Origin of the sequence: Streptomyces sp. NPDC007983 (genome assembly GCF_042958345.1) — a bacterium.
Taxonomy (GTDB): Bacteria; Actinomycetota; Actinomycetes; order Streptomycetales; family Streptomycetaceae; genus Streptomyces.
In genome coordinates, this window is record NZ_JBIBJI010000007.1 from 244998 (window position 1) to 271768 (window position 26771).

22 protein-coding genes are annotated in these 26771 nt (G+C 72.9%); 9 read left to right on the plus strand and 13 right to left on the minus strand.

The annotated features are described in order from the left end of the window. Positions 1-29 precede the first annotated feature (29 nt). On the plus strand, positions 30-1772 hold the full coding sequence (locus ACFZCY_RS23690) for a pyruvate dehydrogenase (protein ID WP_391176601.1): 1743 nt from the start codon (positions 30-32) through the stop codon (positions 1770-1772). 7 nt (positions 1773-1779) lie between these two features. Here ACFZCY_RS23690 and ACFZCY_RS23695 read toward each other — a convergent pair whose 3' ends face one another. The 6 genes from ACFZCY_RS23695 to ACFZCY_RS23720 form a co-directional block, all read right to left on the minus strand. Next, a complete protein-coding gene (locus tag ACFZCY_RS23695; RefSeq protein WP_391176604.1) occupies positions 1780-2214 on the minus strand; it encodes a cupin domain-containing protein in 435 nt (144 codons plus the stop codon). Positions 2215-2268: 54 nt separating this feature from the next. Next, positions 2269-2571, minus strand: coding sequence for an antibiotic biosynthesis monooxygenase (locus ACFZCY_RS23700; RefSeq protein WP_391176607.1), 303 nt, complete (start codon positions 2569-2571; stop codon positions 2269-2271). Then, complete coding sequence (locus ACFZCY_RS23705; protein WP_391176610.1) at positions 2568-3653, minus strand: Ldh family oxidoreductase; 1086 nt, start codon at positions 3651-3653, stop codon at positions 2568-2570. Before ACFZCY_RS23705 ends, ACFZCY_RS23700 begins: the two co-directional genes overlap by 4 nt. A gap of 106 nt (positions 3654-3759) precedes the next feature. Continuing rightward, complete coding sequence (locus tag ACFZCY_RS23710; RefSeq protein WP_391176613.1) at positions 3760-4485, minus strand: FCD domain-containing protein; 726 nt, start codon at positions 4483-4485, stop codon at positions 3760-3762. 69 nt (positions 4486-4554) lie between these two features. Next, on the minus strand, positions 4555-5307 hold the full coding sequence (locus tag ACFZCY_RS23715) for an ABC transporter permease (protein ID WP_391176616.1): 753 nt from the start codon (positions 5305-5307) through the stop codon (positions 4555-4557). Positions 5308-5327: 20 nt separating this feature from the next. Next, entirely contained in the window at positions 5328-6125 is a 798-nt protein-coding gene (locus ACFZCY_RS23720; protein WP_391176619.1) for an ATP-binding cassette domain-containing protein, read from the minus strand. 74 nt (positions 6126-6199) lie between these two features. Between ACFZCY_RS23720 and ACFZCY_RS23725 the strand changes: the two genes are divergently transcribed. Further along, positions 6200-6832 (plus strand): TetR family transcriptional regulator, encoded by a 633-nt coding sequence (locus tag ACFZCY_RS23725; RefSeq protein WP_391176622.1) that lies wholly within the window; start codon positions 6200-6202, stop codon positions 6830-6832. Positions 6833-6892: 60 nt separating this feature from the next. Here ACFZCY_RS23725 and ACFZCY_RS23730 read toward each other — a convergent pair whose 3' ends face one another. Next, positions 6893-10033 carry a glycoside hydrolase family 38 C-terminal domain-containing protein gene (locus ACFZCY_RS23730; protein ID WP_391176624.1) on the minus strand — a complete coding sequence of 1047 codons (3141 nt, stop codon included), beginning with the start codon at positions 10031-10033 and terminating at the stop codon, positions 6893-6895. A 177-nt stretch (positions 10034-10210) separates the two neighbouring features. Here ACFZCY_RS23730 and ACFZCY_RS23735 point away from each other — a divergent pair, with 177 nt between their 5' ends. Then, positions 10211-10663 (plus strand): ATP-binding protein, encoded by a 453-nt coding sequence (locus ACFZCY_RS23735; RefSeq protein ID WP_391176627.1) that lies wholly within the window; start codon positions 10211-10213, stop codon positions 10661-10663. A 29-nt stretch (positions 10664-10692) separates the two neighbouring features. On the opposite strand, the gene ACFZCY_RS23740 is transcribed toward ACFZCY_RS23735, so the two are convergent. After that, positions 10693-11892, minus strand: a complete 1200-nt coding sequence (locus tag ACFZCY_RS23740; RefSeq protein ID WP_391176629.1) for a DUF2637 domain-containing protein — start codon at positions 11890-11892, stop codon at positions 10693-10695. A gap of 369 nt (positions 11893-12261) precedes the next feature. Here ACFZCY_RS23740 and ACFZCY_RS23745 point away from each other — a divergent pair, with 369 nt between their 5' ends. Beyond that, positions 12262-13062 (plus strand): FCD domain-containing protein, encoded by an 801-nt coding sequence (locus ACFZCY_RS23745; RefSeq protein WP_391176632.1) that lies wholly within the window; start codon positions 12262-12264, stop codon positions 13060-13062. 316 nt (positions 13063-13378) lie between these two features. Here ACFZCY_RS23745 and ACFZCY_RS23750 read toward each other — a convergent pair whose 3' ends face one another. Together ACFZCY_RS23750 and ACFZCY_RS23755 are read right to left on the minus strand one after the other, a co-directional pair. After that, positions 13379-14182: a hypothetical protein gene (locus ACFZCY_RS23750; RefSeq protein WP_391177214.1), complete on the minus strand. Its 804-nt coding sequence runs from the start codon at positions 14180-14182 to the stop codon at positions 13379-13381. A 152-nt stretch (positions 14183-14334) separates the two neighbouring features. Beyond that, positions 14335-16020, minus strand: coding sequence for a PucR family transcriptional regulator ligand-binding domain-containing protein (locus ACFZCY_RS23755; protein ID WP_391176635.1), 1686 nt, complete (start codon positions 16018-16020; stop codon positions 14335-14337). A 205-nt stretch (positions 16021-16225) separates the two neighbouring features. Between ACFZCY_RS23755 and ACFZCY_RS23760 the strand changes: the two genes are divergently transcribed. The 4 genes from ACFZCY_RS23760 (at position 16226) to ACFZCY_RS23775 (ending at position 21738) form a co-directional block, all read left to right on the plus strand. Continuing rightward, positions 16226-17116, plus strand: a complete 891-nt coding sequence (locus ACFZCY_RS23760) for an FAD binding domain-containing protein (protein WP_391176638.1) — start codon at positions 16226-16228, stop codon at positions 17114-17116. Then, positions 17107-17661 carry a 2Fe-2S iron-sulfur cluster-binding protein gene (locus ACFZCY_RS23765; protein ID WP_391176641.1) on the plus strand — a complete coding sequence of 185 codons (555 nt, stop codon included), beginning with the start codon at positions 17107-17109 and terminating at the stop codon, positions 17659-17661. The genes ACFZCY_RS23760 and ACFZCY_RS23765 overlap by 10 nt, the downstream gene beginning before the upstream one ends. 2 nt (positions 17662-17663) lie before the next feature. After that, positions 17664-20033, plus strand: coding sequence for a xanthine dehydrogenase subunit D (pucD, locus tag ACFZCY_RS23770; protein ID WP_391176644.1), 2370 nt, complete (start codon positions 17664-17666; stop codon positions 20031-20033). A gap of 154 nt (positions 20034-20187) precedes the next feature. After that, on the plus strand, positions 20188-21738 hold the full coding sequence (locus ACFZCY_RS23775) for a glycoside hydrolase family 6 protein (RefSeq protein WP_391176647.1): 1551 nt from the start codon (positions 20188-20190) through the stop codon (positions 21736-21738). A gap of 77 nt (positions 21739-21815) precedes the next feature. Here the strand turns inward: ACFZCY_RS23775 and ACFZCY_RS23780 are convergent, their stop codons facing one another. After that, positions 21816-22700 carry a phosphatidylinositol-specific phospholipase C domain-containing protein gene (locus ACFZCY_RS23780; protein WP_391176650.1) on the minus strand — a complete coding sequence of 295 codons (885 nt, stop codon included), beginning with the start codon at positions 22698-22700 and terminating at the stop codon, positions 21816-21818. Positions 22701-22882: 182 nt separating this feature from the next. Between ACFZCY_RS23780 and ACFZCY_RS23785 the strand changes: the two genes are divergently transcribed. Continuing rightward, entirely contained in the window at positions 22883-24625 is a 1743-nt protein-coding gene (locus tag ACFZCY_RS23785) for a hypothetical protein (RefSeq protein WP_391176653.1), read from the plus strand. A 69-nt stretch (positions 24626-24694) separates the two neighbouring features. On the opposite strand, the gene ACFZCY_RS23790 is transcribed toward ACFZCY_RS23785, so the two are convergent. After that, positions 24695-25336 carry a cutinase family protein gene (locus ACFZCY_RS23790; protein WP_391176656.1) on the minus strand — a complete coding sequence of 214 codons (642 nt, stop codon included), beginning with the start codon at positions 25334-25336 and terminating at the stop codon, positions 24695-24697. Between the two features lie 81 nt (positions 25337-25417). Next, positions 25418-26755 (minus strand): helix-turn-helix domain-containing protein, encoded by a 1338-nt coding sequence (locus ACFZCY_RS23795; protein ID WP_391176659.1) that lies wholly within the window; start codon positions 26753-26755, stop codon positions 25418-25420. Positions 26756-26771 lie beyond the last annotated feature (16 nt).

Here is a 26771-nt window from a genome sequence, read left to right on the forward strand (position 1 = left end):
CCGCAACCCCAGGGACGAAAGGCGCCGCGATGGGCAAGCAGACCGTGGCCGAGCAATTCGTGGACATCCTGGCGCGCGCCGGGGTGCGGCGGCTGTACGGGGTGGTCGGCGACAGCCTCAACCCGGTCGTGGACGCGATCCGCCGCAACGCCGCCATCGACTGGATCCAGGTGCGGCACGAGGAGAGCGCCGCGTTCGCCGCGGGCGCCGAGGCCCAGCTCACCGGCAAGCTCGCGGGCTGCGCGGGCTCCTGCGGCCCCGGCAACCTGCACCTGATCAACGGGCTGTACGACGCCCACCGCTCCATGGCCCCGGTCCTCGCCCTCGCCTCGCACATCCCCAGCAGCGAGATCGGCACCGGCTACTTCCAGGAGACCCACCCCGACCAGCTGTTCCGCGAGTGCAGCCACTACAGCGAGCTGATCTCCAGCCCCCAGCAGATGCCGCGCGTCCTGCAGACCGCGATCCAGCACGCGGTCGGCCGCCGTGGCGTCAGCGTCGTCTCGCTCCCCGGCGACATCGCGGCCCGTCCGGCGCCCGAGCGCGCCGAGGAGCACGCACTGGTGACCGCACGCCCCACCGTGCGCCCCGGCGACACGGAGATCGACGCCCTCGCGCGCATGGTGGACGCGGCGGACCGGGTGACGCTGTTCTGCGGCAGCGGCACCGCCGGGGCCCATGCGGAGGTGATGGCCTTCGCCGAGCGGGTGAAGGCACCGGTGGGGCACGCCCTGCGCGGCAAGGAGCACATTCAGTACGACAACCCGTACGACGTCGGAATGAGCGGACTGCTCGGCTATGGCGCCGCGTACGAGGCCACCAACGAATGCGATCTGCTGATCCTCCTCGGGACCGATTTCCCGTACAACGCCTTCCTCCCCGACGATGTCCGCACCGTCCAGGTCGACGTCCGCCCCGAGCACCTGGGCCGCCGCTCCAAGCTCGACCTGGCCGTATGGGGCGATGTCCGCGAGACGCTGCGCTGTCTGACCCCGAAGGTGCGCCCCAAGAGCGACCGCCGGTTCCTGGACCGGATGCTGAAGAAGCACGCGGACGCCCTGGAGGGCGTGGTCAAGGCGTACACCCGCAAGGTGGAGCGGCACATTCCGATCCACCCGGAGTACGTGGCCTCGGTCCTGGACCAGGAGGCCGCCGACGACGCCGTGTTCACCGTCGACACCGGCATGTGCAACGTATGGGCGGCCCGCTATCTGACCCCCAACGGCCGCCGCCGGGTGATCGGTTCGTTCACCCACGGCTCGATGGCCAACGCGCTGCCGCAGGCGATCGGCGCGCAGTTCCTCGACCGCCGCCGCCAGGTCATCTCGATGTCGGGCGACGGCGGGTTCACCATGCTGATGGGCGACTTCCTCACCCTCGTCCAGTACGACCTGCCGGTGAAGGTCGTCCTCTTCAACAACTCCTCGCTGGGCATGGTCGAGCTGGAGATGCTGGTCTCGGGCCTGCCCGCGTACGGCACCGGCTACCACAACCCCAACTTCGCCCAACTCGCCCGCGCCGCCGGGGCGTACGCCGAACGCGTCGAGAAACCCAAGCATCTGCGCTCCGCGCTGCGCGCCGCCCTGCACCACAAGGGCCCGGCCCTGGTCGACGTCGTCACCGACCCCAACGCGCTGTCCATCCCGCCGAAGATCAGGGCCGAGATGGTGACCGGCTTCGCGCTGTCGGCCGGCAAGATGGTGCTGGACGGCGGCGTCGGCCGCATGGTCCAGATGGCCCGCTCCAACCTCCGCAACGTCCGCCGGCCGTAAAGGGTGTTCAGGAGACGGGTGCTCCTCCCTTGTCCTGGTCGGAGAGGTGCTCGAAGGTCTCGCCGGTGGCGGTGATGGTCCGGGTCACGTCACGGCCGCCGTAGACCCAGTAGATGCGCATGACGCCCTCGCCCCGGTTGAGGAAACGGTGCGGCACTCCGGCCGGGACCCAGGTGGCGTCGCCGGTCTCGAGGTCGAAGGTCTCGCCGTCGATCTCGGCGGTGGCCTCCCCCTCCAGGATGAGCACCGACTCCTCGACGTTGTGACTGTGCAATGGCAGTCCGTTTCCGGGTTGGAAGACGGTCTGGCCGGTGGTGATGGAGGCGGTCTGCGAATTCCACTTGCCCACGTAGGGGAGGGTGGCGACGCCTCCGCCGCGGTCGAAGCGCGTCACCTCGCCTGGGTGGATCAGGAGGGAGGGGGCGGTGGGGTGGGTGCACACGGCGGCTGGCTCCGTTCTGGATGTCCGGATGCTCGGATGTCCGGATGTCTGGGGTCAGGAGTGGTGGAACAGGCGGCGGGAGAGGGTGTTGACCTGGCTGCCCGGGACCACGTACGTCGCCGCGGCCTCCCGCCAGACCGCGAAGTGCGGTGCGGCGCGGTGGGCCTCGACGGCGGCCTCGTCCTCGTACAGCTCGTGGAAGACGAAGTGGTGGTCGTCGGAGAGGTCGCAGACGACGTCGAAGGACAGGCAGCCGGGCTCGTCGGTGAAGGACCGCTCGGCCTGCGCCTTGATCGCGGCGAGGAAGTCGTCGCGGCAACCGGGCCGGACCCGCAGGGACACGGTCAGGGCGATCACGCGGAAAGCTCCTCGGAGTACGGGTGCGGGTGCGGGTGCGGTACGGGGGAGGGGACCCCGGTCTGCTCGGCGACGCGGATGAGGGACCGCCAGGTGTCGTCGGCGACGGCGATGCCCTCGGCCTGCAGGCGCTCGGCGGTACGGGCCTCCGGCTCACCGGGCACGAAGATCTCCTCGGTGCCCGGGGCGGTGGGGGTCGCCTTGGTGTCCTCGATCAGCTGCTCGACGCGCCGTTCGAACTCCTCCGGCGCGGCCATCGACCGGATGTCGACGCACATCAGCAGGTGGCCCGCGCCGCTGCGCCCGCGCGGGTCGTACGGGCCGACCACGGCGCTCCCGTAGGCGCTGCCGGTCAGCACCCCGGCCAGGATGTCGAACATGAACGAGATCGCGTAGCCCTTGTGCCCGGCCATCGGCAGGATCAGCCCCTCGACCGCCTGCCGGGCATCGGTGGTCGGCACGCCGTCGGCGTCGGCCGCCCAGCCTTCGGGGATCGGTTCGCCGCGCTCCTTGGCGTGGTAGATCTTGCCGCGCGCGACGGCGGTGTTGGCGATGTCCATCACCACGGTTCCGTGGCGTCCGCCGGGCGCGGCGATCGACCAGGGGTTGGTGCCGACCCGCTTCTCCCGGCCGCCCCAGGGGGCCATGGCCGGGCTCGCGTTGGTGGCGAGCAGCGCCACACAGCCCTGCGCGGCCGCCTGGCGGGTGAAGTACGCGGCGGTGCCGAAATGGCCCGAGTTCCGTACGGCCACGGCGCCGACCCCATGCCGCCGGGCGCGCTCGACACCCAGGGCGGTGGCCCGGTGGGCGAGCACCTGCCCCAGGCCGTGATGGCCGTCGATCACCAGCACCGCGCCGTTGTCGACGACGGTCTCCGGCCGCGCGACCGGAGCCGTCGCCCCGCTCCCGAGCCGGACCAGGTACCAGGGCAGGCGCAGCATCCCGTGCGAGGGATGCCCCCACAGCTCCGCCGTCACCAGCGTGTCCGCGAGCAGCCGTGCGTCTTCGGGCGGCACCCCGAGGGTCTCGGTCGCCGCGGCGGCGAACCGGAGCAGTGCGTCGGCGCCGACGATGTGCGGCATGGGTCCGTCCTCGCGTCTCGGCGGTTGCTGTATACAGAGCTGAATGTATCCAGCTCTGTATACAGCAACCTCCCCGCATAAAGCCATGCCCTCCACGGCACGGACTTCAGCGGGCGGCGTCCACGTGGACCTCCACGCCGGTCGGCGCCCCCTCGCCGGTCAGGCTCTCGATGAGCGCCTGCAGGGTCTGCGTGAGGTGATGACGGCAGGCCGCCTCGGCGGCCTGCGCGTCCCCGTGTGTGATCGCCTTCAGCAGTGCGCGGTGTTCTTCCAGCGACGTCAGCATGCGCCGTGGACCACTGTGCGAGACGTTCCGCAGGCGCACGGTCTGGCTGCGCAGATCACGGATGGTACGGGCGAGATACGGATTGCGGCATGCGGCGATGACCGCCTGGTCGAAGCCCTCGGCCAGTTCGTAGAAGTCCCGGTAGCCGCGCGCCTGCCCGGTGGCGTCCAGCGCCCGGAAGGTTTCCTCGAACTCCTCCAGTCGCTCCAGCAGCTCACGGAACGGAGCCAGTACGCGCTCCTCGCCCACCCCCGAGGCCGCGACCGAAGCGGCCGCCCGGGGCTCCAGCAGCATGCGGATCTCGAACAGCGCCCGCACCCCGCCCAGCGAGATGGCGGCCACCCGCGCCACCTCGCCCGGCACGAAGTCGACCAGCCCCTCACCGGCCAGCCGCCGGATGGCCTCCCGCACGGGCGTACGGGACGCGCCCAGCTCCTCGCCGAGCTGGACCTCGCTCAGCTTCGCCCCGGGCCGCAGCCGCAACGACTCGATGTCCCCCTTCAGCCGCTCGTAGACCGCTTCGCTCTTGCCCGCCGCCCGAGCCATGGTTCTCCTCGCCGCTCGCCCCGCACACCTTCCTGTATACAGGCTAGCGGTCTCCTCCGCTCGGCCTCGTCAGCGCTCCGCGCGGCGGAAGAGGCGGGCGCCGGTGAGGAGGCAGACGGCGGCCAGGGCCAGGGTGACGGCGGCGCCGAGGGTGACGGTGGCGGTCGCGTAGTGACCCAGGTAGGCCTGGCGTACGGCGTCGACCGTGTACCGGAACGGTACGGCGCGCGAGGCGCCGTCCAGCCAGCCGGGGGCGAGGGACATCGGCAGGAGCAGGCCGGACAGCAGCATCAGCGGCATGCCCGCCGTGTTGGCGATGGCGGCGAACTCGGGCGGCGTCCTGATGTGCATGGCCAGGCCGTAGGAGAGGGCGGCCAGGGCCGCCGAGAGCACGGCCACGAACAGCAGGCCGAGCAGGATTCCGGCGAGTGGCGCGCGGAGTCCGAAGGCCAGTCCGAGGAGGACGAGGAGCACCGACTGGGCGACCAGTTGGACGACGTCGCGCAGGACCCGGCCGAGCAGCAGGGCCAGGGGGCTCACCGGGGTGACGCGCATCCGGTCGATGACCCCGAGGTTGCGGTCCACCAGCAGGCCGAGGCCCACGTACGAGCCGCCGAGCAGGGCGAGCTGGATGAGGACGCCGGGGACGAGGGTCTGCCAGGACGAACCGCTCGCGCCCAGGCTGAGTTTGGTCAGCAGTGGTCCGAAGAGGGCCAGGAAGAGCAGCGGTTGGAGCATGCCGAAGAAGAGATTGGTCTTGGAGCGGAGGGTGGCCCGGGCGTAACGGCTGAAGACGACGCCGGTGTCGGCGAGCAGGGGCATGGGAGTGCCTTACGTGGGTGTCAGATGGCGACGGGTTCGTCGGCCGGGGTGGAGCGGCCGGTGATGGCCAGGAAGGCGTCCTGGAGGCTGGCGGCGGGACCGCCCGCGTGGCGGGCCTTGAGATCGGCCGGGGTGCCCTCGGCGACGATCACGCCGGAGTCCACGACCACGATCCGGTCGGCGAGCGCGTCGGCCTCGTCCAGGTAGTGCGTGGTCAGGAAGACCGTGGTGCCGTGTTCGGCGCGGATCCGCCGGACCAGGTCCCACAGTTCGGCGCGGCTGCCGGGGTCGAGGCCGGTGGTCGGTTCGTCGAGGAAGACCACCTCGGGCCGGTTGACCAGGCCGAGCGCGATCTCCACCCGGCGGCGCTGGCCGCCGGACAGCGCGCCGGTGGGGCGGTCCAGCAGGGCCGTCAGGCCGAGGTCGTGGGCGAGTTCGGCGGCGCGGTCGCGCGCATCGGCCCGGGAGAGCCGGTGCAGCCGTCCCTGGGTGACCAGTTCCTCGCGTACGGCGCAGGCGGGGTCCAGGCCGCCGGACTGGGCCACGTAGCCGATCCTGCGGCGCACGCCCGCGGAGTCGCGCCGCAGATCGTGCCCGGCGACCGTGGCCTCGCCCCCGCTGGGTGGCAGCAGGGTGGTGAGCATGCGCAGGGTCGTGGTCTTGCCCGCCCCGTTGGGGCCGAGGAAACCGAGGATCTCGCCGCGGTCGACGGTCAGGTCGATGCCGCGGACGGCGTGCACCGGGCCCGTCGGGAGCGAAAACGTCCGGGCGAGCCCGCGGGTCCGGATGACGGGCGTGGGGGTGGCTGGTGTGGGCATGGCGCCGATAAAAGCACAGCGCGCTGCAAAACTGCAATGTGCTTCAAGTTTGCAGTGCGGTTAGACTTCAGGGCATGGTGGAAGGGCTACGGGAACGGAAGAAGCGGGAGACGCGGCAGCGCGTCAACCGGGTCGCGATCGAACTGTTCGTGGAGCGTGGCTTCGACCACGTCACGATCGCCGAGGTCGCGGCCGCGGCGGAGGTGTCGGTCAACACCCTCTACAACTACTTCGAGGCGAAGGAGGACCTGGTCCTGCCGCCGGACCAGGCGTCCCCGCGGCGGCTCGCCGACATGGTGCGGGACCGCGCCCCGGGGGAGTCGGCGGCCGGCGCGGTGCTGGCGCGGCTACGGGAGGAGGTGGGGCGGCGGGACCGCGCGCTGGGGCTGACCGAGGGCTTCGGGCGGGTGTTCGCGATGATGCGGGCCGCCCCGACGCTCACCGCCCGGCTGGAGGACCTCGGCCGGGAGATGACCGACGCGCTGGCCGCCGTGCTGGCCGAGGAGACCGGCGCCGGGCCGGACGACCCGCTGCCGCGGGTGGTGGCCACCCAGCTCGGGGCGTTCCACTCGCTGGTGTTCGCCGAGATCGGCAGGCGCACCGAGGCGGGGGAGGGGCCCGAGGCGATCGCCGCGGCCGTGGTCGGCCTGCTGGACGCGTACGAGGGGCTGCTGGGCGAGCCCCTGCGTACGTACGCCACACGGTGAGCACCACCTGAAAGCGGGACGCCCGGCGGTACGGGGGACCGCCGGGCGTCCAGCACGGCTTCAGGCGGGCACCGGCCGCAGCCGCAGGGTGAGGATCTGATGCGGCCGCAGAGCCAGGCTCAGCCCGGCCGGGCCGGTGGCCGCCGGGTGCAGCGGGCGCTCCAGCAGATCGGTGACGTCCGCCGAGAGGACCGGGAAACCGGCGACGAGCGTGCCCGCCGCGCGGCCGCCGTGCGACTCGTACAGCCGCACCACCACATCCCCGCTGCGGTCCTCGGCGAGCTTCACCGACTCCACCGTGATCGCCGGGTTGTCCACGGAGAGCAGCGGGGCGGGCCCGGTCGGGCCGGTGGGCAGGGTGCGCAGCGGCAGGTTCAGGGCGAGCCCGCCGGCGACCGCGTCGCCGACGGTCGCGCCCGGCAGCAGCGCGTAGCGGAAGCGGTGGGTGCCGAGGTCCGTCTCGGGGTCGGGGCTGTGCGGGGCGCGCAGCAGCGTCAGCCGTACGGTGGTGCCGAGCACCGCGCCGTCGTCCCCCTGGTGCGTCGTACGGGTCACATCGTGGCCGTACGTGGAGTCGTTGAGCAGCGCCGCCCCGTACCCCGGTTCGGCGACCCGCAGCCAGCGGTGGGCGCAGATCTCGAAACGGGCCGCGTCCCAGCTGGTGTTGGCGTGGGTGGGGCGCTCCACATGCCCGAACTGGATCTCCGCCGTGGACTCCCGGGCGTGGATGTCCAGCGGGAACGCGGCCTTGAGGACCTTCTCCGACTCGTGCCAGTCCACCTCGGTCGCGATGTCGAGGCGGTCGCCGCCCGCGGCCAGGGTCAGTTCCTCCACGACGCGCGAGGCGCCGAAGACGCGGACCACGCGGACGGTCGCGCGCAGCGGACCGGACTCGGTCAGCTCGACGGACTCGGCGGCGGTGAGGTCGGTGTGGGTGCGGCGGTAGTGGCGGTCGATGTCCCAGGCGTCCCAGTGGTTGGGGTGGTCGGGGTGGAGCTGGAGGAGGTTGCCGCGCCCGCCCGGGGCCAGCACCTCGCGGCCCGCGGTCAGGTCGAGGACGGAGGTGAGCAGCCCGTCGCCGTCGATGGTGACCCGCAGCAGATCGTTGTCGAGGACGATGGCGTGGCCGTCGCTCAGCGAGGTCACCGGCGGCGCGCTCCACGTCGTACCGGCGACGGCCGCCGTGCCCAGCCCGCCCACCCGGACCCCGGCGGCCGCGCGCCCGTCGCCCAGCGGCTGCACCGGGGTGTCGGTGGGCAGGGCCGCCGCCGTCCCGGCGTCCAGGACGGCGACCTCCTCGCGCTCGTACGGCGAGGCGTTGAGCACCGCCGGGGCGCCGGACCCCGCGGTGTTCAGGGCGCCCACCGCGTCCGCCACGATCCCCTCCAGCTCGGTGCGCACCCGCGCGTACGTCTCGCGCGCCTCGCGGTGCACCCACGCGATGGAGGAGCCCGGCAGGATGTCGTGGAACTGGTGCAGCAGCACCGTCTTCCAGATCCGGTCCAGATCGTCGTACGGATACGCGTAGCCGGGCGCGTGGAGCGCGGCGGCCGTGGCCCACAGCTCGGCCTCCCGCAGCAGGTGCTCGCTGCGCCGGTTGCCCTGCTTGGTGGCGGCCTGGGTGGTGTACGTGGCCCGGTGCAGCTCCAGATACAGCTCGCCCGACCACACCGGCGCCTTCGCCCCGTACTCCCGCTCCGCCGCGCCGAAGAACACCGACGGCTTGTGGATCTCCACGCGCGGCGAGCCCTCCAGGGAGCCCAGCCGCCGCGCCTTCTCCAGCATCTCGCGGGTGGGCCCGCCCCCGCCGTCGCCCCAGCCGAACGGGACGAGGGAGCGGGTGGCGAGGCCCTTGTCGGCGAAGTTCTTCTCGGCGTGGGCGAGTTCGGCCGCGCTGAACTGGGCGTTGTAGGTGTCCACCGGCGGGAAGTGGGTGAAGACGCGGGTGCCGTCGATGCCCTCCCACCAGAAGGTGTGGTGCGGCATCTTGTTGGACTGGTTCCACGACAGCTTCTGGGTGAGGAACCACCTCACCCCCGCCAGCTTGGCCAGTTGCGGGAAGGCCGCGGTGTAGCCGAAGGAGTCCGGCAGCCAGATCTCCTCGGTGTCCACCCCCAGCTCCTCCAGGAAGAACCGCTTGCCGTGCACGATCTGCCGGGCCAGGGCCTCGCCGCCGGGCATATTGGCGTCCGACTCGACCCACATCGAGCCCACCGGCGCCCAGGTGCCGTCCGCGACCGCCTTCTTGATCCGCTCCCAGATGTGCGGCTGGTGCTCCTTGACCCAGGCGTACTGCTGCGCCTGTGAGCACGCGAACACCATCTCCGGATAGTCCTCCGCGAGCGCGGTGACGTTGGCGAACGTACGGGACGCCTTGCGCACGGTCTCGCGCAGCGGCCACAGCCACGCCGAGTCGATGTGGGCGTGCCCGGCCGCCGAGACGCGGTGCGCGCTGGCGTGCGCGGGGCGGCTCAGCACCTCGGTCAGCTCGGCGCGGGCGGCGGCCGCGGTGGCGGGCACGTCGTGCAGGTCGAGCGCGTCGAGCGCGTTCTCCAGGGCACGCAGGATCTCATGGCGGCGCGGCCGGTCCGCGGGCAGCTCCCGCATCAGCTCGGACAGCACCTCGATGTCCAGCACCAGATGCCACACGTTCTCGTCGAGGACGGCCACATCGGCGGAGGCGAAGCGGTACAGCGGCCGGTCCCCGGCGGTGAGGACGTCGCCGAGCGGGGTCGGCGCGAAGCCGTCGCGCAGCACGGACGGATTCGCGGCCGCCTCCAGCAGCAGCCGTACGGGCTCGCCCCCGGCGGCCGGGGCCGCTACGGGGATGTGCCGGTTACGGGGATGGATGCCCTTGAGCGGTACGCCGTGCGCGTCGTACACCAGCCCCTCGGCCTGGAAGCCCGGGCCGTCGTCGGTGAAGCCGGGGTCGATGACCACCTCCACCCGCCGCCCCGCCCACTCCGCCGGTACCGCGCCCTCCAGCCGGAACCACCAGGTCGACCACGGCTCGCCCCACTCCGTACCGGTCGTGAACGGCTCGTACGCCCCGTCGAGCGCCTCGGCGACCGGGACCGGCTCGCCGGGGGCACGCCAGGCGTAGAGGGAGAGGGGAACGCGCGCCGGGTACTGGGCGGGCCGGATGAACTGGTGCAGCGCCCGCTCCAGGCGCCCCTCCACCAACAGTCGGTCGTCGTGCATCACGGCTCCTCGGGCTCGGCGCTCAGCGGATCATCACCCCAGATGCTTTCCCCCGGTGTGTGGCACGGCAACAGGCGGGAATGCATTCCGTGAGCATGTTCGACGGCATTCGACGCTGGCCGCGCCGAGCGGCCGGGGCGGGGGAGGATGAAGCGTCAGCCTGTACGGCGGGGCCGGATGACCAACCGGCCGGACTCTGGGACGGTGGCCATCGAAGGGGAGCGGGGCCGGTCCCTCAGCAAGCGACTGAGGCATGACGACTACGGGGCGGTGGCGGACGTCCGCGCCGCGCTGCGTGAGCTGCTGCGCCACTGGGGCGGGCCCGGCCGGGCCGACCTCGCCGAACTGCTGACGAGCGAGCTGGTGACGAACGCACTGGTGCACACCGACCGGGGCGCGCACATCACGGCCACCTTGGGCGGGGGGATCGCCGGGCCGGTGGCGGGCCGATTACGGGTCGAGGTGCGGGACTTCGTGTCCCGTCACCCGACGCTGCGCGGCCACCCCCCGGAGGACAGCACCTCCGGGAGGGGCCTGCTGCTGGTGCACACGCTCGCGGACGCGTGGGGCGTACGGGCCCACGGCGTGGGCAAGGCGGTCTGGTTCGAGCTGGAGGCGGACGGCGGCTGACGCCACCGCCACACCGTCCGGTCAGGGGCTCAGCCGAACTGCCGCTCGATCTGCGCCAGCTTCTCCTCCAGGGAATCCAGCCGGGGAATGGTCAGGGTGTCGTCCTCGGCGGTGAGGTCGACGGTCCGCGCCTTGTCCCCGTCCTTGTCGTCCTTGGCGTCCTTGTCCTTCGCCTTGTCCCGGTCGGCTTCGGTGGCGTCGGCGTCACCGAAGCCGAAGCTGAAATCCAGCTCACGGTTCCAGTCCCGCTCCCGGTTGTCGCGGCGGCGGGCCTCAGCCGCGTCCGCGGACTGCAAGGCGGGCCGAGCTGAGGGCGCTGACAGCTCGGCCGCCTCGGCTTTTCCCAGCGCGTTCTCCTCCATGGCGGGCTCCGCGCCGAGCTGCGGCGGCTGTGCCGCGGGGGTGATGTCCACCTGGCGGCCACCGCCCCGGCCCCACGCCCGGTGCTGCCGGTTGAGCGCCCGGATCCTCGCCTTGTCCAGCTTCTCCTGGTCCCGGCGGCGGTTGCGGTTCTGCTCCTTCTCGCGCCGGTCCTCGCGGACCTCCTCGACCGCCTCGTCCAGCGTCCGTACGTTCTCCAGCAGCATCAGCGACCACGCGCCGAAGGTCTCGCGGGGGGCGCGCAGCCAGCGGACGATACGGATCTGCGGCAGCGGGCGGGGCACCAGACCCTGCTCGCGCAGCGCCGCCCGGCGGGTCTGCTTGAGCGCCCGGTCGAAGAGGACCGCGGCCGACAGCGACATGCCCGCGAAGAACTGCGGGGCACCGTCGTGGCCCATGCCGCGCGGCGCGTGCACCCAGTTGAACCAGGCGGCGGCGCCCGCGAACAGCCACACCAGCAGCCGGGAGCCGAGCGCCGCGTCACCGTGGCTGGCCTCGCGCACCGCCAGCACCGAGCAGAACATCGCGGCGCCGTCCAGCCCGAACGGCACCAGGTACTCCCAGCCGCCCGACAGGTTCAGGTTCTGCTGCCCGAAGCCCACGAGGCCGTGGAAGGAGAGCGCGGCAGCGACCGCGGCACAGCAGAACAGCAGGACGTACGAGGCCATCCCGTAGATGGCCTCCTTGCGCCGACGGCGCTCCTCGCTGCGCTCCCAGGAGTCGGTGATCCCGTTCTCGTCCTTCTTCCCGTTACGGCCGCGCGCGAGGACAACTCCCGCCCCCACGACTCCGACGAGCGCTATGACGACTGGCAGGGCCCAGCCCAGCGATATGTCGGTCAGTCTCATCCGGTGCCCCTTGCCTCGCTTCCGTGAAGTTCTGGCCGCAGTACGGCCCTACTCGCGCGACATCCTGGCGGAATCGTGCCGGGCCTCAAGCGGTTTCTGGACAAGAGGCCGCCAAGTGGGCGGGGGGACACGCGGATAGGTGCGATACGGTTCGAACGCTCGCTCGTTGCAAGCGGCTTGATTCTATTCACGGAACCCGAGCGCGGGTAAATCCGATCCATCGCCTTGCCATCCGCTGTCCGAACCTCCAGGTGATCTTTCCCCTCTACTGTCCGGTAGTGAGTGCTTCGCGAGCGCCGTATGCGTGGCCGAAAGGCATCGCTCCCCGGTTCCGGTCCGGCCGGAGGCGGGGCGCGGCGCGGGCGGAGAATGTGGCAAGGGTCATGCCGGGCCCCGCACGCTCGGAGCGACCGCCGCGCGTGGGCTTTGTCCTCGGGCGGCATCCGCATATCGTTTCGATGGGATGTCAGGAGGACCCGAGTGGAGCAGGCCGAAGCCGAGGCGGCGATGGAGCCGCGAGATCCCTCCGGCGTGCCCGTGGCGCGCCAGTCCCCGCGCCGCCACTCCGTGCGCGGACAGATCCTGGACGCCCTGCGGGACGCGCTGGTCGGGGGCGAGCTGACCCCGGGAGAGGTGTACTCCGCCCCGGCCCTCGCCGACCGTTTCGGCGTCTCGCCCACCCCCGTACGCGAGGCCATGCAGCAGCTCGCCGGTGAGGGCGCCGTCGAGGTCGTGCCGAACCGCGGCTTCCGGGTGGCCCGGCGCAGCGCGCGCGAGCTGGCCGAGCTGGCCGAGGTCCGCGCCCTGCTGGAGGTCCCGGTGATGCTCAGCCTGGCCCGGGCGGTCGCGCCCGAGCGCTGGGCGGGGCTGCGGCCGTTCGCGGAGGCGACGGCGACGGCCGCCGCGAAGGGCGACCGCGCCGCCTACCTGGAGTCGGACCGCACGTTCCACCAGTCGGTGCTGAGCCTGGCCGGGAACCAGCAGCTGGTCGTCGTCGCCGACGAACTCCACCGCCGCGCCCAGTGGCCGCTGGCCTGCGGTCGCGCCGTCCGCACCGCCGATCTGGTCGCCGACGCGGCCGAGCACATGGCGCTGCTGGATGCGCTCGCCGCCCGCGATCTGGACGTGGTGGAGTCGCTGGTCCGCGAGCACTTCACGTCCGGGGCCTGAGCCGCACGCCGGTGGGTTTTCCGGGGGCTCCGCCCCCGCACCCCCGCCGGGGCTCCGCCCCGGACCCCGCTCCTCAAGCGCCGGAGGGGCTGGGAGTGGGGCATCTCCGCCCCGACCCCGCTCCTCAAGCGCCGGAGGGGCTGGGCGGTACGCCCGGAAGAGCAGGGGGCACGCCCGAGGGGCTGGACGTGTGACCTGGTTGTGGGCAATCGTTCCGCGGAGGGGGCACCTCCCAGCGGTAGCTGGGGGAGGAACGGGTGGGCACAACCGGTCACCGGCCCGCACCCGGCGGCGAAACCCCAGCGTCACGGTGCCGTCAGGGCGATCCGTCGCCGTCCGGGTGGGCCACTAATTGCTCGGCCAGCCAGACCGGGACGCCGCCCAGCAGCCGCACCAGCCGCCCCGCCTCGGCGCGCAGCCGGTGCGCCTCCGGCTCCTCCTCGACGTCCGCCAGGGACGCCAGGGCGGGGGCGATGCCGACCAGGTAGCCCAGCTCCTCGCGGATCCGCAGCGATTCGGCGAAGCCGCGGCGGGCCTCGGCGACATCGCCCTCCTCCTCGGCCATCCCGGCCAGATGGCGCCAGGTGAACGAGCGCAGCAGCGTGTCGCCGTGCGCGGCGGCGCCCGCGTGGGCGCGCTGGAAGGCGGCCAGGGCGCCGGTGGGGTTGTGGGCGAGGTGCTGGGAGATCAGCCCGCGCCGGAAGTCCAGCAGCGGGCGGGTGGGCGAGCCGGGCCCGAGCAGCGCGGCGGCCCGGCCGAGGGCGGTGCGCGCCTCGTCGGCGCGGTCCCGGTTGCCGAGCAGAGTGGAGGCGTACGCCAGGTAGCCGCGCTCGCACGCGATGGCGCCCCGCTCGTCGTCGGTCAGGGCCAGGGCCTCCGCCGCCCGCAGCGCGTCCTCGGCCGCGTCCCAGCCCTGGGAGGTGTACATGCACCGTTCGATCAGGATCGCGCTGCGCTTGAGGGCCACGGCCGCGTCGCCGGCGGCGTGCGGGGCGAGCAGTTCGGCGGCGTCCTTCCAGCACGCGCGCGAGCGCAGCCGCCACACCGCCGTGTCGAGCGGGTCATCCGCCCGCCCGGTCCGTAGGCCGGAATCGGAGTTCGACGATCCAGGTGGTGACATGGCGGTGTCCGCCACATTGCCCTCCCCAAGCGCGCCATCGAGCCGGAAGCCGTTGCCGAATCTCAACACGGAAGCGAGCGCCCGGCCAAGGGGTTGGTGTGAATGAATTCACAAACCACCGGCGAGAGTGGTGGTTTCGAGGGCTTTGCGCGTCAGCTCATGCGCAGGGCGAGGAAGAAGTCCAGTTTGTCCTCCAGTCGGGCCAGATCGCGCCCGGTCAGCTGTTCGATCCGGCCCACCCGGTAGCGCAGCGTGTTGACGTGCAGATGCAGCCGTGCCGCGCACCGCGTCCAGGAGCCGTCGCACTCCAGGAACGCCTCCAGGGTCGGGATCAGCTCCGCCCGGTGGCGGCGGTCGTAGGCGCGCAGCGGGTCCAGCAGCCGGGCGGTGAAGGCGCGGCGCACGTCGTCCGGGACGAAGGGGAGCAGCAGTACGTGCGAGGCCAGCTCCTGGTGCCCGGCCGCGCTGACCCGGCCCGGCCGCGCGGCGGCCACCCGGCGGGCGTGCCGGGCCTCCTCCAGCGCGCCGCGCAGCGCCTCGGCGGAGTGCACGGGGGCGCTGACGCCCAGGGTCAGCCGGGCGTCGTCGCCCAGCCCGCGGGCGAGCGGTTCGCCGACGGCCGCGAGCAGCGCGTCCGCGTGCAGCCCCGCCTCATGGTCCTCCGCCTCATCGGAGCCGTCGTAGGCGGGCGCGGGCAGCGGGAGGAGCGCCACCGCCTCGTCGCCGGTGTGCGCCACCGCGATCCGGTCCGCGGGCCCGGCGCCGGTCGAACGCGGGTCCACCAGGATCTCTTCCAGCAGCGCCTGGGCGACCTCTCCCTCCTCACCGCCGGGTGTCCCCTCCATCCGTGCCACCACGACCTGCCAGTGCGGTGCCGCGCCGCCGAGCCCCGGCAGCAGTACCGGCGTCGCGACCCGCAGCCGGGCCGCGACCTCGGCGGACGGCGCGCCCGCCTGGACCAGCTCCAGCACCTCCTGGGCGAGCTGCCGCCGCACCGTACCGGCCTCGTCCCGCCGGTCGCGCTCGACCGCGATCAGCTGGGTGACCCCGTACAGCAGGTCCAGCCGCTCGTCCGGCCAGTCCCCGGCGTCCGCGGCGACCGCCAGCAGCCAGTCGGCGAGCGGCGTCGCGTGCGGGGCGCCGGTGCCGCCGCTCGTACCGCCGCGGATGGGGAAGAGGGAGTACGTCACGCCGTCGGCGGCGGTCAGCCGGTGCGGGCCGTGGCGCCCGGCGCGCTGGGCGGCCAGATGCTCACCGGCCAGCTGGGCGCGGACCGGCCGCGGCAGCTCCGCGGCCGTGGGGCCGGTCGGGCCCGCGATCGGTCGGCCGGTGGGGGAGAGCACCCAGGCGGCCAGGTCGAGGTCCGAGCCGAGCAGGTCGAGCACCACCTCCGGCCCGCCGCCGGCGGCCCCCGGGGTCATCAGCCGCCGGTGCCGGTCCACCACGGCGGCCAGGTCCCCGGCCCGCTCGCCGGAGACCTGGCGTACGACGTGCTCGGTGATCGACGCGAACGCCACGTCCTCGACCACGGAGAACAGCGGCAGCCGGTGCCGCGCGCAGGCCAGCACCAGATCCTCGGGTACGGGGCCCAGCTCGGCCTCGCCCGCCGCGAGCCCGGCGACCCCGGCGGCCGCCAGGATCTGGACGAACCGCTCGGAGTCGTCCGGCTCCCGCCGCCACGCCAGCCCCGTCAGCACCAGTTCGCCGCCCGACAGATAGCGGCTCGGATCGCGCAGGTCGGTGGTCATCACGCCGCGTACGGTGCGGTCCAGCTCGTCCTCGCCGCCGAGCAGGCGCAGGCCCAGGGCGTCGGTTTCCAGCAGTGCGCGCAGCCGCATGGGGTGCCAGCCGATCTTGTCTTTGTCACCGGTTGAATACCGCGAGGTTTCCGCTCCCCGTCGTTCGTTCGAATCTACAAGACCGGGCCGCTGGCCAGCCAATTGCTTCATGCCTTCGGTGACTGCCCCGGGGCCCGCCGCGGGGGTCTACTGGAGTGGGAGCCGCGTGCACGAGTTCCTTCAGGACTGGTGAGAAGAGAGGCCCATGGATTTCCTGCGCCCCGCCGACTGGCCGGAGGCGCTCGCCGCGAAGGCCGAGCACCCCGACGCCGTGCCCATCGCGGGCGGCACCGATGTGATGGTCGAGATCAACTTTGATCACCGGCGGCCCGAACGGCTGCTGGATCTGACCCGTATCGGCGAACTGGGGGAGTGGGAGACCGGTGAGCGGACGGTCCGGCTGGGCGCCGGCGTTCCGTACAGCCGGATCATCGAGCGGCTGCGCACCGAGCTGCCCGGCCTCGCGCTCGCCTCGCGCACCGTCGGCTCGCCGCAGATCCGCAACCGGGGCACGGTGGGCGGCAACCTCGGCGCCGCCTCGCCCGCCGGGGACGCGCACCCGGCGCTGCTGGCGGCCGGGGCCGAGGTGGAGGTGGCCTCGGTGCGCGGCACCCGGATGATCCCGGTCGAGGAGTTCTACACCGGGGTGAAGCGCAACGCGCTGGCGCCCGACGAGCTGATCAGGGCCGTCCACATCGACAAGGCCGACGGGCCGCAGCAGTTCTCCAAGGTCGGCACCCGCAACGCCATGGTCATCGCGGTGTGCGCGTTCGCCCTCGCGCTGCATCCGCGCACCCGCACCGTACGGACCGGCATCGGATCCGCCGCGCCCACACCGGTCCGGGCCCGGGCGGCGGAGGACTTCCTGAACGCGGCGCTCGCGGAGGGCGCCTTCTGGGACAGTGGCGCGACGATCCCGCCCGCGGTCGCCCGGGAGTTCGCCCAGCTGTGCGCGGGCGCGTGCGACCCCATCGACGACGTACGCGGCAGCGCCGCCTACCGCCGCCACGCGGTGACGGTCATGGCGCGCCGCACGCTCGGCTGGACCTGGCAGGCGTACCGCGAGGGCGAAGGGAGGGCGGCGGCATGCGCGTGAACATGACCGTCAACGGCCGGCCGCAGCAGGCCGACGACGTCTGGGAGGGCGAGTCGCTGCTGTACGTGCTGCGCGAAAGACTGGGCCTGCCGGGCTCGAAGAACGCCTGTGAACAGGGCGAATGCGGATCGTGCACGGTCCGCCTCGACGGCGTGCCGGTGTGCGCGTGCCTGGTGGCGGCGGGGCAGGCCGAGGGGCGCGAGGTGGTGACCGTCGAAGGGCTCCCCCGGTACGCGGAGGACCGCGCGGCGGGCGAGCCGGGTGCGGGCAAGCCCGGAGCGGGGGAGGCTCCGCTCACCCCCGTCCAGCAGGCGTTCATCGACGCGGGTGCCGTGCAGTGCGGCTTCTGCACCCCGGGCCTGCTGGTCGCCGCCGACGAGCTGCTGGAACGGCATCCCGACCCGTCCGACGCCGACATCCGCGAGGCGCTGTCCGGCAACCTGTGCCGCTGCACCGGCTACGAGAAGATCCTCGACGCGGTGCGCCTCGCCGCCGCCCGCACCGGCACCGCATCGACCGGCACGGCGTCCGGGGAGGCGAGCTGACCATGCGACCCGACCGCACCCCCACCCGGATCACCCAGGCCCATCTGACCGAGAGCCGGGGCAAGGGCCACATCGGCGAATCCACCCTCCGCCCCGACGGCACGCTCAAGGTGACCGGCGAGTTCGCGTACTCCTCCGACCTGTGGCACGAGGACATGCTGTGGGGCTTCACCCTGCGCAGCCCCCACGCCCACGCCGAGATCCGGTCCATCGACATCGGCGGGGCGCTGACCCTGCCCGGCGTCCACGCCGTCATGACCCACGACGACCTCCCGGCCGCGACCCACTACGGGCTGGAGATCCACGACCAGCCCGTCCTCGCCAAGGACCGGGTCCGCTACCACGGCGAGGCCGTCGCCATCGTCGCCGCCGACCACCCCGAGACCGCTCGCCGCGCCGCCGCCCGCATCGAGGTCGAGTACGCCGAGCTGCCGCTCGTGGTCGACGAGGCCACCGCCACCGCGCCCGGCGCGCCGCTGCTCCACCCCGACCGCGCCGACCACCACGCCGCCCACGCCCCGCACCCCAACGTCGTCCACCGTCAGCCCGTGCGGCGCGGCGACGTGGCCGCCGCCAGGGCCCGCGCCGATGTCGTCGTCCGCCGGGACTACGAGGTCGGCATGCAGGACCAGGCCTTCCTGGGCCCGGAGTCCGGGCTCGCGGTGCCCGCCGAGGACGGCGGCATCGACCTCTACATCGCCACCCAGTGGCTGCACGTGGACCGCGACCAGCTCGCCCCGGTGCTCGGCCTGCCGCCCGACAAGGTGCGGCTGACGCTCTCCGGCGTGGGCGGGGCGTTCGGGGCGCGCGAGGACCTGTCCATGCAGGCGCACGCCAGTCTGCTGGCGCTCCGTACCGGCAAACCCGTGAAGATCGTCTACAACCGGTACGAGTCGTTTTTCGGCCATGTCCACCGGCACCCCGCCAAGCTCACCTACGAGCACGGTGCCACCCGCGACGGCCGGCTGCTCTACGTCCAGGCCCGTATCGTCCTGGACGGCGGAGCGTACGCCTCCTCCTCCCCGGCGGTCGTCGGCAACGCCGCCTCCCTGGCGATCGGCCCCTACGTCGTCGACCACGTGGATGTCGAAGCGCTCGCCCTCTACTCCAACAACCCGCCCTGCGGCGCGATGCGCGGCTTCGGCGCGGTCCAGGCGTGCTTCGCGTACGAGGCCCAGATGGACGCCGTCGCCCAGGAACTCGGCCTGCACCCCGTCGAGTTCCGGCAGCGCAACGCCATGGCGCAGGGCGCCGCCATGCCCACCGGCCAGATCGTCGACTCCCCGGCCCCGGTCGCCGAGATCCTGCGCCGGGTCCGGTCGCTCCCCCTCCCGCCGGAGCGCGCCTGGGAGACGGCGGACGGGGAGGCCGACGTCCGCGCCCTGCCCGGCGGCCTGTCCAACACCACTCACGGCGAGAGCGTGGTGCGGGGGATCGGCTACGCGGTCGGCATCAAGAACGTCGGCTTCTCCGAGGGCTTCGACGACTACTCCACGGCCCGGGTGCGGCTGGAGGTCATCGGCGGCGAACCCGTCGCCCTGGTCCACACCGCGATGGCCGAGGTCGGCCAGGGCGGTGTCACCGTCCACGCCCAGATCGCCCGTACCGAACTCGGCGTCAGCCAGGTCACCATCCACCCCGCCGACACCCGGGTCGGCTCCGCGGGCTCCACTTCCGCCTCCCGCCAGACGTACATGACCGGCGGCGCCATCAAACACACCTGCGAGGCGGTGCGGCAGGAAGTCTTCCGCCGCTGCGGTGCCCCTGGCGGTGACACGGAGCTGCGCTTGCGGGACGGCAAGGTGGTCACGGGCACCGGCGAGGTCGTCGCCGACCTGACGGACGTCCTCGGTGATGACCCCATCGACATCGAGAAGGAGTTCCGGCACCGTCCCACCGAGCCCTTCGACCTCACGACCGGTCAGGGCTCCGGCCACGTCCAGTACTCCTTCTGCGCCCATCGCGCCGTCGTCGAGGTCGACACCGAACTCGGGCTGGTCAAGGTCATCGAACTGGCGGCCGCCCAGGACGTCGGCAAGGCGCTCAACCCGCTCTCCGTCGTCGGCCAGATCCAGGGCGGCTCCACGCAGGGGCTGGGTCTCGCCGTGATGGAGGAGATCGTCGTCTCGGACGGCGCGCGGGTGCGCAACCCGTCCTTCACGGACTATCTGATCCCCACCATCCTCGACACCCCGACCATGCCGGTCGACATCCTCGAGTTGGCGGACCACCACGCCCCCTACGGCCTGCGGGGCGCCGGCGAGGCCCCGACCCTCTCCTCCACCCCGGCGGTCGTCGCGGCCATCCGCGCCGCCACGGGCCTCCGGCTGGGGCGGGTGCCGGTGCGCCCGGAGCATCTGACGGGTAGGTAGCCCCCGGGGGGCGTTCCGTCGGATTGTCCGACGGAGCGCCACCCCTGGGCGGGAACCGGGTTGCGCCACCCGGCGGACGCTCGCGTTGCCGGGTCCCGGGTTCTGAGTGAGCCTCAGATCCGACCTACGCGACCCGCCCCCTTGGAGTACGCCTGTGCGCACGAGACGGAAAACCCTCGCCGTGTCGGTGGCCGTTCTGGCCGCAACGTCCCTTCCCGTACTGAGCGGTTCGACCGTTCAGGCCGCCGTACAGAAGCGCGCTGCCGCGCCCTCGCGCGGCCTGCCCCTCTACGTCCCCCCGGCCGACCGCGCCTCATACCGTCAGGTGACCCGGCTCGCCTGGCGGGGGGACTACCGCACGGCCGCCGGACTCCTCGCGATGGTGCGCACCCCGCAGGCGGTCTGGTACGGGGACGAGTCCCCGGCGCGGGTCGCGCGCCTGGTCCGGATGACCACGAGCGACGCGGCGAGGCAGGGCAGGCTGCCGGTGCTCGCCCTCTACAACGTGCCCGGCCGTGACTGCGGCAGTTACTCCGCCGGGGGAGCGCGGACCACCGAGGAGTACGAGGCGTGGATCGACGCCGTGGCCGAGGGCATCGGCGACCGCGAGGTGATGGTCGTCCTCGAACCCGACTCCCTGGCGCTGCTGCCGTCCGACTGCGGTGAGCAGGCGAGCGAGGACACCCCCGCCGAGACCCCGACCCCGGCCACGACCACGACCCCGGAGGCCGGCCCGTCCGCGGCCGCCGGTACGGAGACGGGCACGGCCGCGGGCACGGGCGCTGCCGCGGTCGAGCCCACCGAGCCCTCGGTCACCGAGCCCGCGCTCACCAAGCCCACCACCGCCCCCTCCCCGGAACCGCGACCCGGCACCGTCCCCGCCCCCGGCGCGGCCGTCACCGCCGGGACCCCGCCCCCGTCCCCGGAACCCACCCCGTTCCTCCCCGCCGACCCCGCCGACCTCGACAAGCAGCCCGAGGCCGGCGACCAGGCGCCCACCGAGCCCGAACTCGAAGCGGAGCCGGAGACCGGCGAGGACAGGCTGACCGAGGCCCGCTTCACCGAGATCAAGTACGCGGTCGACACCCTCATGGCCCTCGGCAACGCCAAGGTGTACCTCGACGCGGGCCACGCGGGCTGGCACACCGTCAGCAGCATCGTGCCGCGCCTCGTCAAGGCCGGTGCCGACGAGGCCACCGGCTTCGCCCTCAACGTCTCGCACTACCAGACGGACCGGGACACCGCCCTGTACGGACGGCTCATCTCCGCGTGCCTGGCCTACGTCGCCGACGGCGGCGACCCGGCCGCCTGCCCCGAGCGGGACTGGTCGCGGCGCCACCTCCGGGCGTGGCTGCGCGCCCACGAACCGCACGACCCGTCGGAGATGAAGCACTTCGTCACCGACACCAGCCGTAACGGCCGCGGCCCCTGGACGCCGCGGTACAGCCGCCACGCGGACCCCCAGTCCTGGTGCAACCCGCCCCGCCGTGGCCTCGGCGCCCGCCCCACCACCGCCACCGGCAACCCGCTGCACGACGCCGCCCTGTGGGTGAAGACCCCCGGTCAGTCCGACGGCCGCTGCTTCCGTGGCACCTCCGGCCCCTCGGACCCGGTGCGCGGGGCGGTGAACCCCGAGGCGGGCCAGTGGTTCCCCGACCAGGCCCAGGAACTCGTACGCTTCGCCCGCCCCTCGCTCACCCCCTGACACCCACGCGATCCGCGGACCGGTACGGCGGCGGCTCAGCCACCACGAGCCGCCGCCGTGCCGCCGCCGACCCGCCGTCAGCCGGCCGGATTGTGCCTCACCAGGGCGTCGACCAGACCCGATGTGGTGTTCGGGAAGTCCATCGGGACGATGCCAAGGCCCGTCCAGCCCTGGTTGCCCGCGCTCTCCAGCAGGGTCTTCACCTGGGGGTTGAGGCGGTCCGCGTTGGAGCGGGGCGGGAGGAGCGCGGCGGTGCTGACGTAGTTCATGTAGAGCTTGCCGGGCTGGGCCACCGCCTTGCGGAACTGCGCCTCGATCTTGGGGTACTTGCCGAACGGCTCCGCCATGTAGTCGTCCTGGATGTCGAACAACTGCGGATCCGCGTACCGGACGCCCGGCATGTTGCCGGAGTCGGCGAGCAGCACGACCCGGCCCCGGGCCTGCCCCAGGGTCGGGAGGGTGGCGTCGAGGCGGAAGAGGGAGCGCCAGCCCTTGCCGTCGAGATAGGTGTCGAAGATCCGGCGGAACTCCGCCTCGCTCTCCTCCGAGTACTCCTGCTTGACGCGCATCAGCACGGTCTCGGACGGGTGCGCGGCGAGGAACGCGCGGCACGCGCCGAGGACATCGTCGAAGTTGAGGTGCTGGTAGGAGGCGCCGTGGTGGATCGGGAAGGCGTTCTCGAACGCCCGGCAGCGGATGTCCAGGAACCGGATGCCGCTGCTGAGCTGGTCGGCGATGGTGGTGTTCTGGCACTCGGTCCACGGCCCGCCGTAACGGGCCCCGGAGTCGTGTGTCCCCGGGAGAGTCAGCCGCTGCACGGGCGTGGCGTCGGCGATGCCGGACAGCCAGTCCTGGGCGGCCAGCGGCCGGGTGGGCGCCGCGGCGGCGACTCCGCCTAACGCGGTGACCACTCCGGCGGTGGACAGTGCGGCCGCGCCCTTGAGAAACCCTCGCCGATCCATACGCCTACTCCCGTCGCTCACCCGTTCGTACCGTGCGCACGGCATCGAAGCACAAACGAGGGCCCGGGAGAACGGGGAAGGGGTGAAGAGGGGTTGGTTCCTGGTGACAATGGCGTCGCCGGTCGCTGCGTTCTTGTGAGCACGGGCATGGCACACACGCGGCGCGGTCCTACGGTCCCAGCATGGACACGAGCCGCAGCAGAGGAAGAGCCCCGAAGGGCTTGCGCAGCGCCGCGCCGGCGGTGCTGCTGACGATCGGGATGCTCGCCACGGGAGCGCCGGACGCCCGGGGAGAGGACGGCCGGGGCACACGCACCGAGACGGCCGTGGTGTCGTCGCAGGGCGCGGTCGGTGGGGTGACCGAGTCGGTGGTGCGGGTGAAGGCGCCGCTGCCGGCGTCGTTCGGGGCGCGGCCCGCGGCGTGTGACTGGCTGTCGTATCTGCGCTACCGCGCCGCCGACGGGCCCGATGCCTCGGCCGACGCCGATCGGATCCTGGTGGCCCAGCCGGGGATCCTGGAGGGGGCCGGTGCGTTCGACAGCGTGGCCCGCAACACGGTGGCGCGCGCCGCTGAGCGGGGGCGGCACATCGAGTTCTGGGCGCTGGACCGGCGGTCCAACTGCCTGGAGGACCGCACCGGTATCGCCTCCGGCGATCAGCACGCAGCCGTCGACTACTACTACCGGGGCAAGCAGGTGAACGGCCGCACCTTCGGCGGGTACGTCGGGAACGGCGAGCTGCGGTGGATGGCGAAGCTCGGGATCGAGCAGACCGTACGGGACGAATACGACCTGCTGGCCGCCGAGTTGCCCGACCAGCGGCTGCGCGAGCAGAAGGTGCTGTGCGGCGGCCACTCCCTCGGCGGCGTGATCACCGGCTATCTGGCGACGGCCGACTTCGACGGCGACCCCGCCACCACCGCCGACGCCGGATACAACCAGTGCGCCGGGTACTTCGCCCTCGACACCACCGTGTCCACCTCGCTCGGCGATCTGAGCGGCAGCATCCCGGACGACACCAACCTGCCGGACGTCGGCCTCGGTTACGGCGTGGTGCAGGCCGGGCTCGACACCGGGGTGCTGCCGCGTTCGCTGTCCGCGCCGGTGCTGCTCAACCCCGAGACCATGACCCTGCTGGGCATCGCCGGTCTGGGCGCCGTACGGGATCCGGGCGGCGAGGCCGACCTGCCCCGCTATCTGCCCGCGAACGTCAACATCGAGGCGACGAACCGGTTCCTGTTCTCCAAGGACACCGCCACGTTCCTCACCGGCAAGCCCGCGGTGAAGGACTTCCGGCTGACCAACGAGGCGGTGCTCGGCGCGCTGATGGACGACCACTCCGTACCGCTGGCGTTCCTGCAGAGCAGCGTGGGCTTCTTCGACGGCGGGCCGATCGTCGACAAGAACTTCCCCGTCGCCAACGGCGGGGACACGCGGCCGGGGCTGTTCGGCGGTGAGTACAAGGCCATTCCGGAGCGGCCCGGCGGGCCGCTGTACACATGGCGGAATTTCGACCGCGTGGGCGACGCCGACGACCCGGGGTACCGGTCGGCGGACGGGACGCCGTTCACCGGCGCGGGCAAGGAGGTCACCGACATCCAGGAGCTGGCCCGCAGCCTGGCCGAGCAGCCGCTGGACTTCACCGAGCAGTACTTCCCGACCAAGCTGGTCACCGACCTTCAGCTGGCCACCTCGCCGCAGGTGAAGCGGCTCGTCGTCCACCCGAGGGGGCTCACCGCCAATCCGGTGCTGACCGTGCTCGCGGGAGACGGGCTGCTGTCGGGCCGTATCCCGGCCGATCTCCACCCCGTGGTCGCCGACGGCTATCAGCACCTCGATGTGCTGACCGCGGCGCCCGTACAGAACGACGGCCGCCCCGAGCCCGTCTCCACGAACCTCGCGACGTTCGCCCGGGAACCCCGGTAGTCGCCCACAAGGGAAGGGCCCGGGAGGTGATCCTCCCGGGCCCTTTCGTAGGTCGTACGCCTGCGGGGATCAGACCTTGCCCGCGGCGAAGGTGGCCGCCGCGTCGGCGTTCGCGGTGTAGCCGAGGTGCGCCCCCACGTCGAGCCCGCCGCTCTCACAGATCGGGTCGCCCTTGGCACAGAAGTCGATGGTGCGGCTCTGGTAGGTGCCGGTGACGCTCTTGCCGAGGGCCCGGATCGGGTTGCCGAACAGCAGCACGGCGGCGACCTTGGGCTCGAGCGCCGCGGGAATCGTGGCCACGATCGGGCTGCCGACCACCGCGCCCGCGCTGCTGATGCCGATCGAGTTGTCGACGACGTTCGCGCCCTGCGAATACCCGACCAGCACGAAACGCTGGTTCGGGCAGGCGGCCGCCTGGCTCTTGACGTGGTTGACCACGTCCGCGTTGCCCTGCGCGGCCGAGGTGAAGGAGAGGTCGGCGGGGTAGTTCACCTTGTAGCCGGACAGGGTCTTGCCGGTGATTTTCTTCTGCAGCGCCGCATAGACGGGGTCGCCGACGATGAAGCCGAGCGTGCCCGGCTCGAAGGTGCCGCGGGCCGCGACGACGTCGATGTCGGCGCAGGCGGCGGCCGTTGCGGTGGGGGCGGAGAGGGAGACCAGTCCGGCCCCGCCGAGCAGCGAGAGCACGGCGAGGCCCAAGCGAATGCGCATGGGAATCCTTTGAGGGTGGGGCGCGAGGAGTGCGCCGCGAACAAGGACGTCCCGAAGGTATGCGCGTGATCTGACCCAGTGTTATGGCCGGGAATTCAAATATTCCTCGCCTTTTTGTGCGGACGTGAGCCCCGTGAGCCCGGGGCCGAGTGAGGGGAATTCGTTGCGGAGCGCTTCGGCGCGCAGCGCCAGGATGAGATCCAGACGGCTGCCCGGGTCCTGCAGCGCGTCGCCGAAGAGCTTGTCCAGCTGGCGCAGGCGATAGCGGACCGTCTGCGGGTGGATGTGGAGGCGGGCGGCGACATCGGGCACGTTGCTGCCGCTGAGCAGCCAGGCCAGCAGCGTTTCGGCGAGCCGCCCGCGCTGGCCCTCCGAGACCTCGGCGAGGGGCGCGAGGGCGCGCGATCGGATCTGGGCGAGCATCGGCTCGTCGCTGTGCAGCAGCAGCGTCGACAGATGGTCGGCGCAGCGCACCACACCCTGCCGGGGCAGGATCCCGCGGCCCATCAGCCCGAGGGCCCGGGTGGCCCAGTGCAGCGACCGGGCGGCCTCGGCGAGCGGGACGGTGGGGCCGATCGCGGCGGGCCGCCCGCGCAGCGCGAGGCCGAACGCCCGCCCGCCGAAACCGCCGAAACCGCCGAAACCGCCGAAGCCACCGGAACCGCCGGAGCCGCCGGAACCCTCGGCCACCGGCACCAGCATCCGGGGCGGCCGGGACTCCATGTCCACCAGCGCCCCCGCCGCCGCCAACGGCCACTCCTCCTCCCGCTGGTCCGGGGTGGCCGCGAGCGCGACGACCGCGACGTGTCCCGGAACCGGCCACCGGGCGGAGTGCGCCAGGTCCTGCACCGCCTCCGGGGCCGCCGGCCCCTCGCCCAGCAGCAGTTCGAGCAGCCTGCGGCGGCGCCGCTCCAGCTCGTCGGCGCTCTGCACCCGGGCCTCCGCGTATCCGGCCGCGGCGGCCTCGGCGACCTCGTGCACGGTACGGAACGCCAGCTCGCCCAGGGCCGCCACCACCGCGGAGTCCAGGCCCAGTTCCTCCGCCGTACGGCCCATCAGCCGCCAGGCGCGCAAGCCGCCGATCCGCAGCGCGGACTGCAGCGCGTCCAGGCTGCGGCCCTCCAGCGCCTCGCCGCGCCCGAGTTCGAAGTACGTCGTGGTGATCGCGGCACCCTGGCCGGGGCGCGGTTCGGCGATGTGGTCGACGAACAGGGTCAGCGCCTGGACCACCCCCGATCTGAGGTGCGCGCGGTACGTACCGTCGGCCGGTCGCGCGTACTCCGGGACCTGCCGGCGCACCTCCTCCTCGACCTCGTCGGCGACGGTCTCCAACTGGTCGCGCAGCAGTTTGGCCAGTTCGGGAGGGACCGGCGGGCGCTCGGGGCCGTCCGGTGCGCTGTGCGGGGTGGGGGCAGCCACGGCGGGCCCTCCGTTC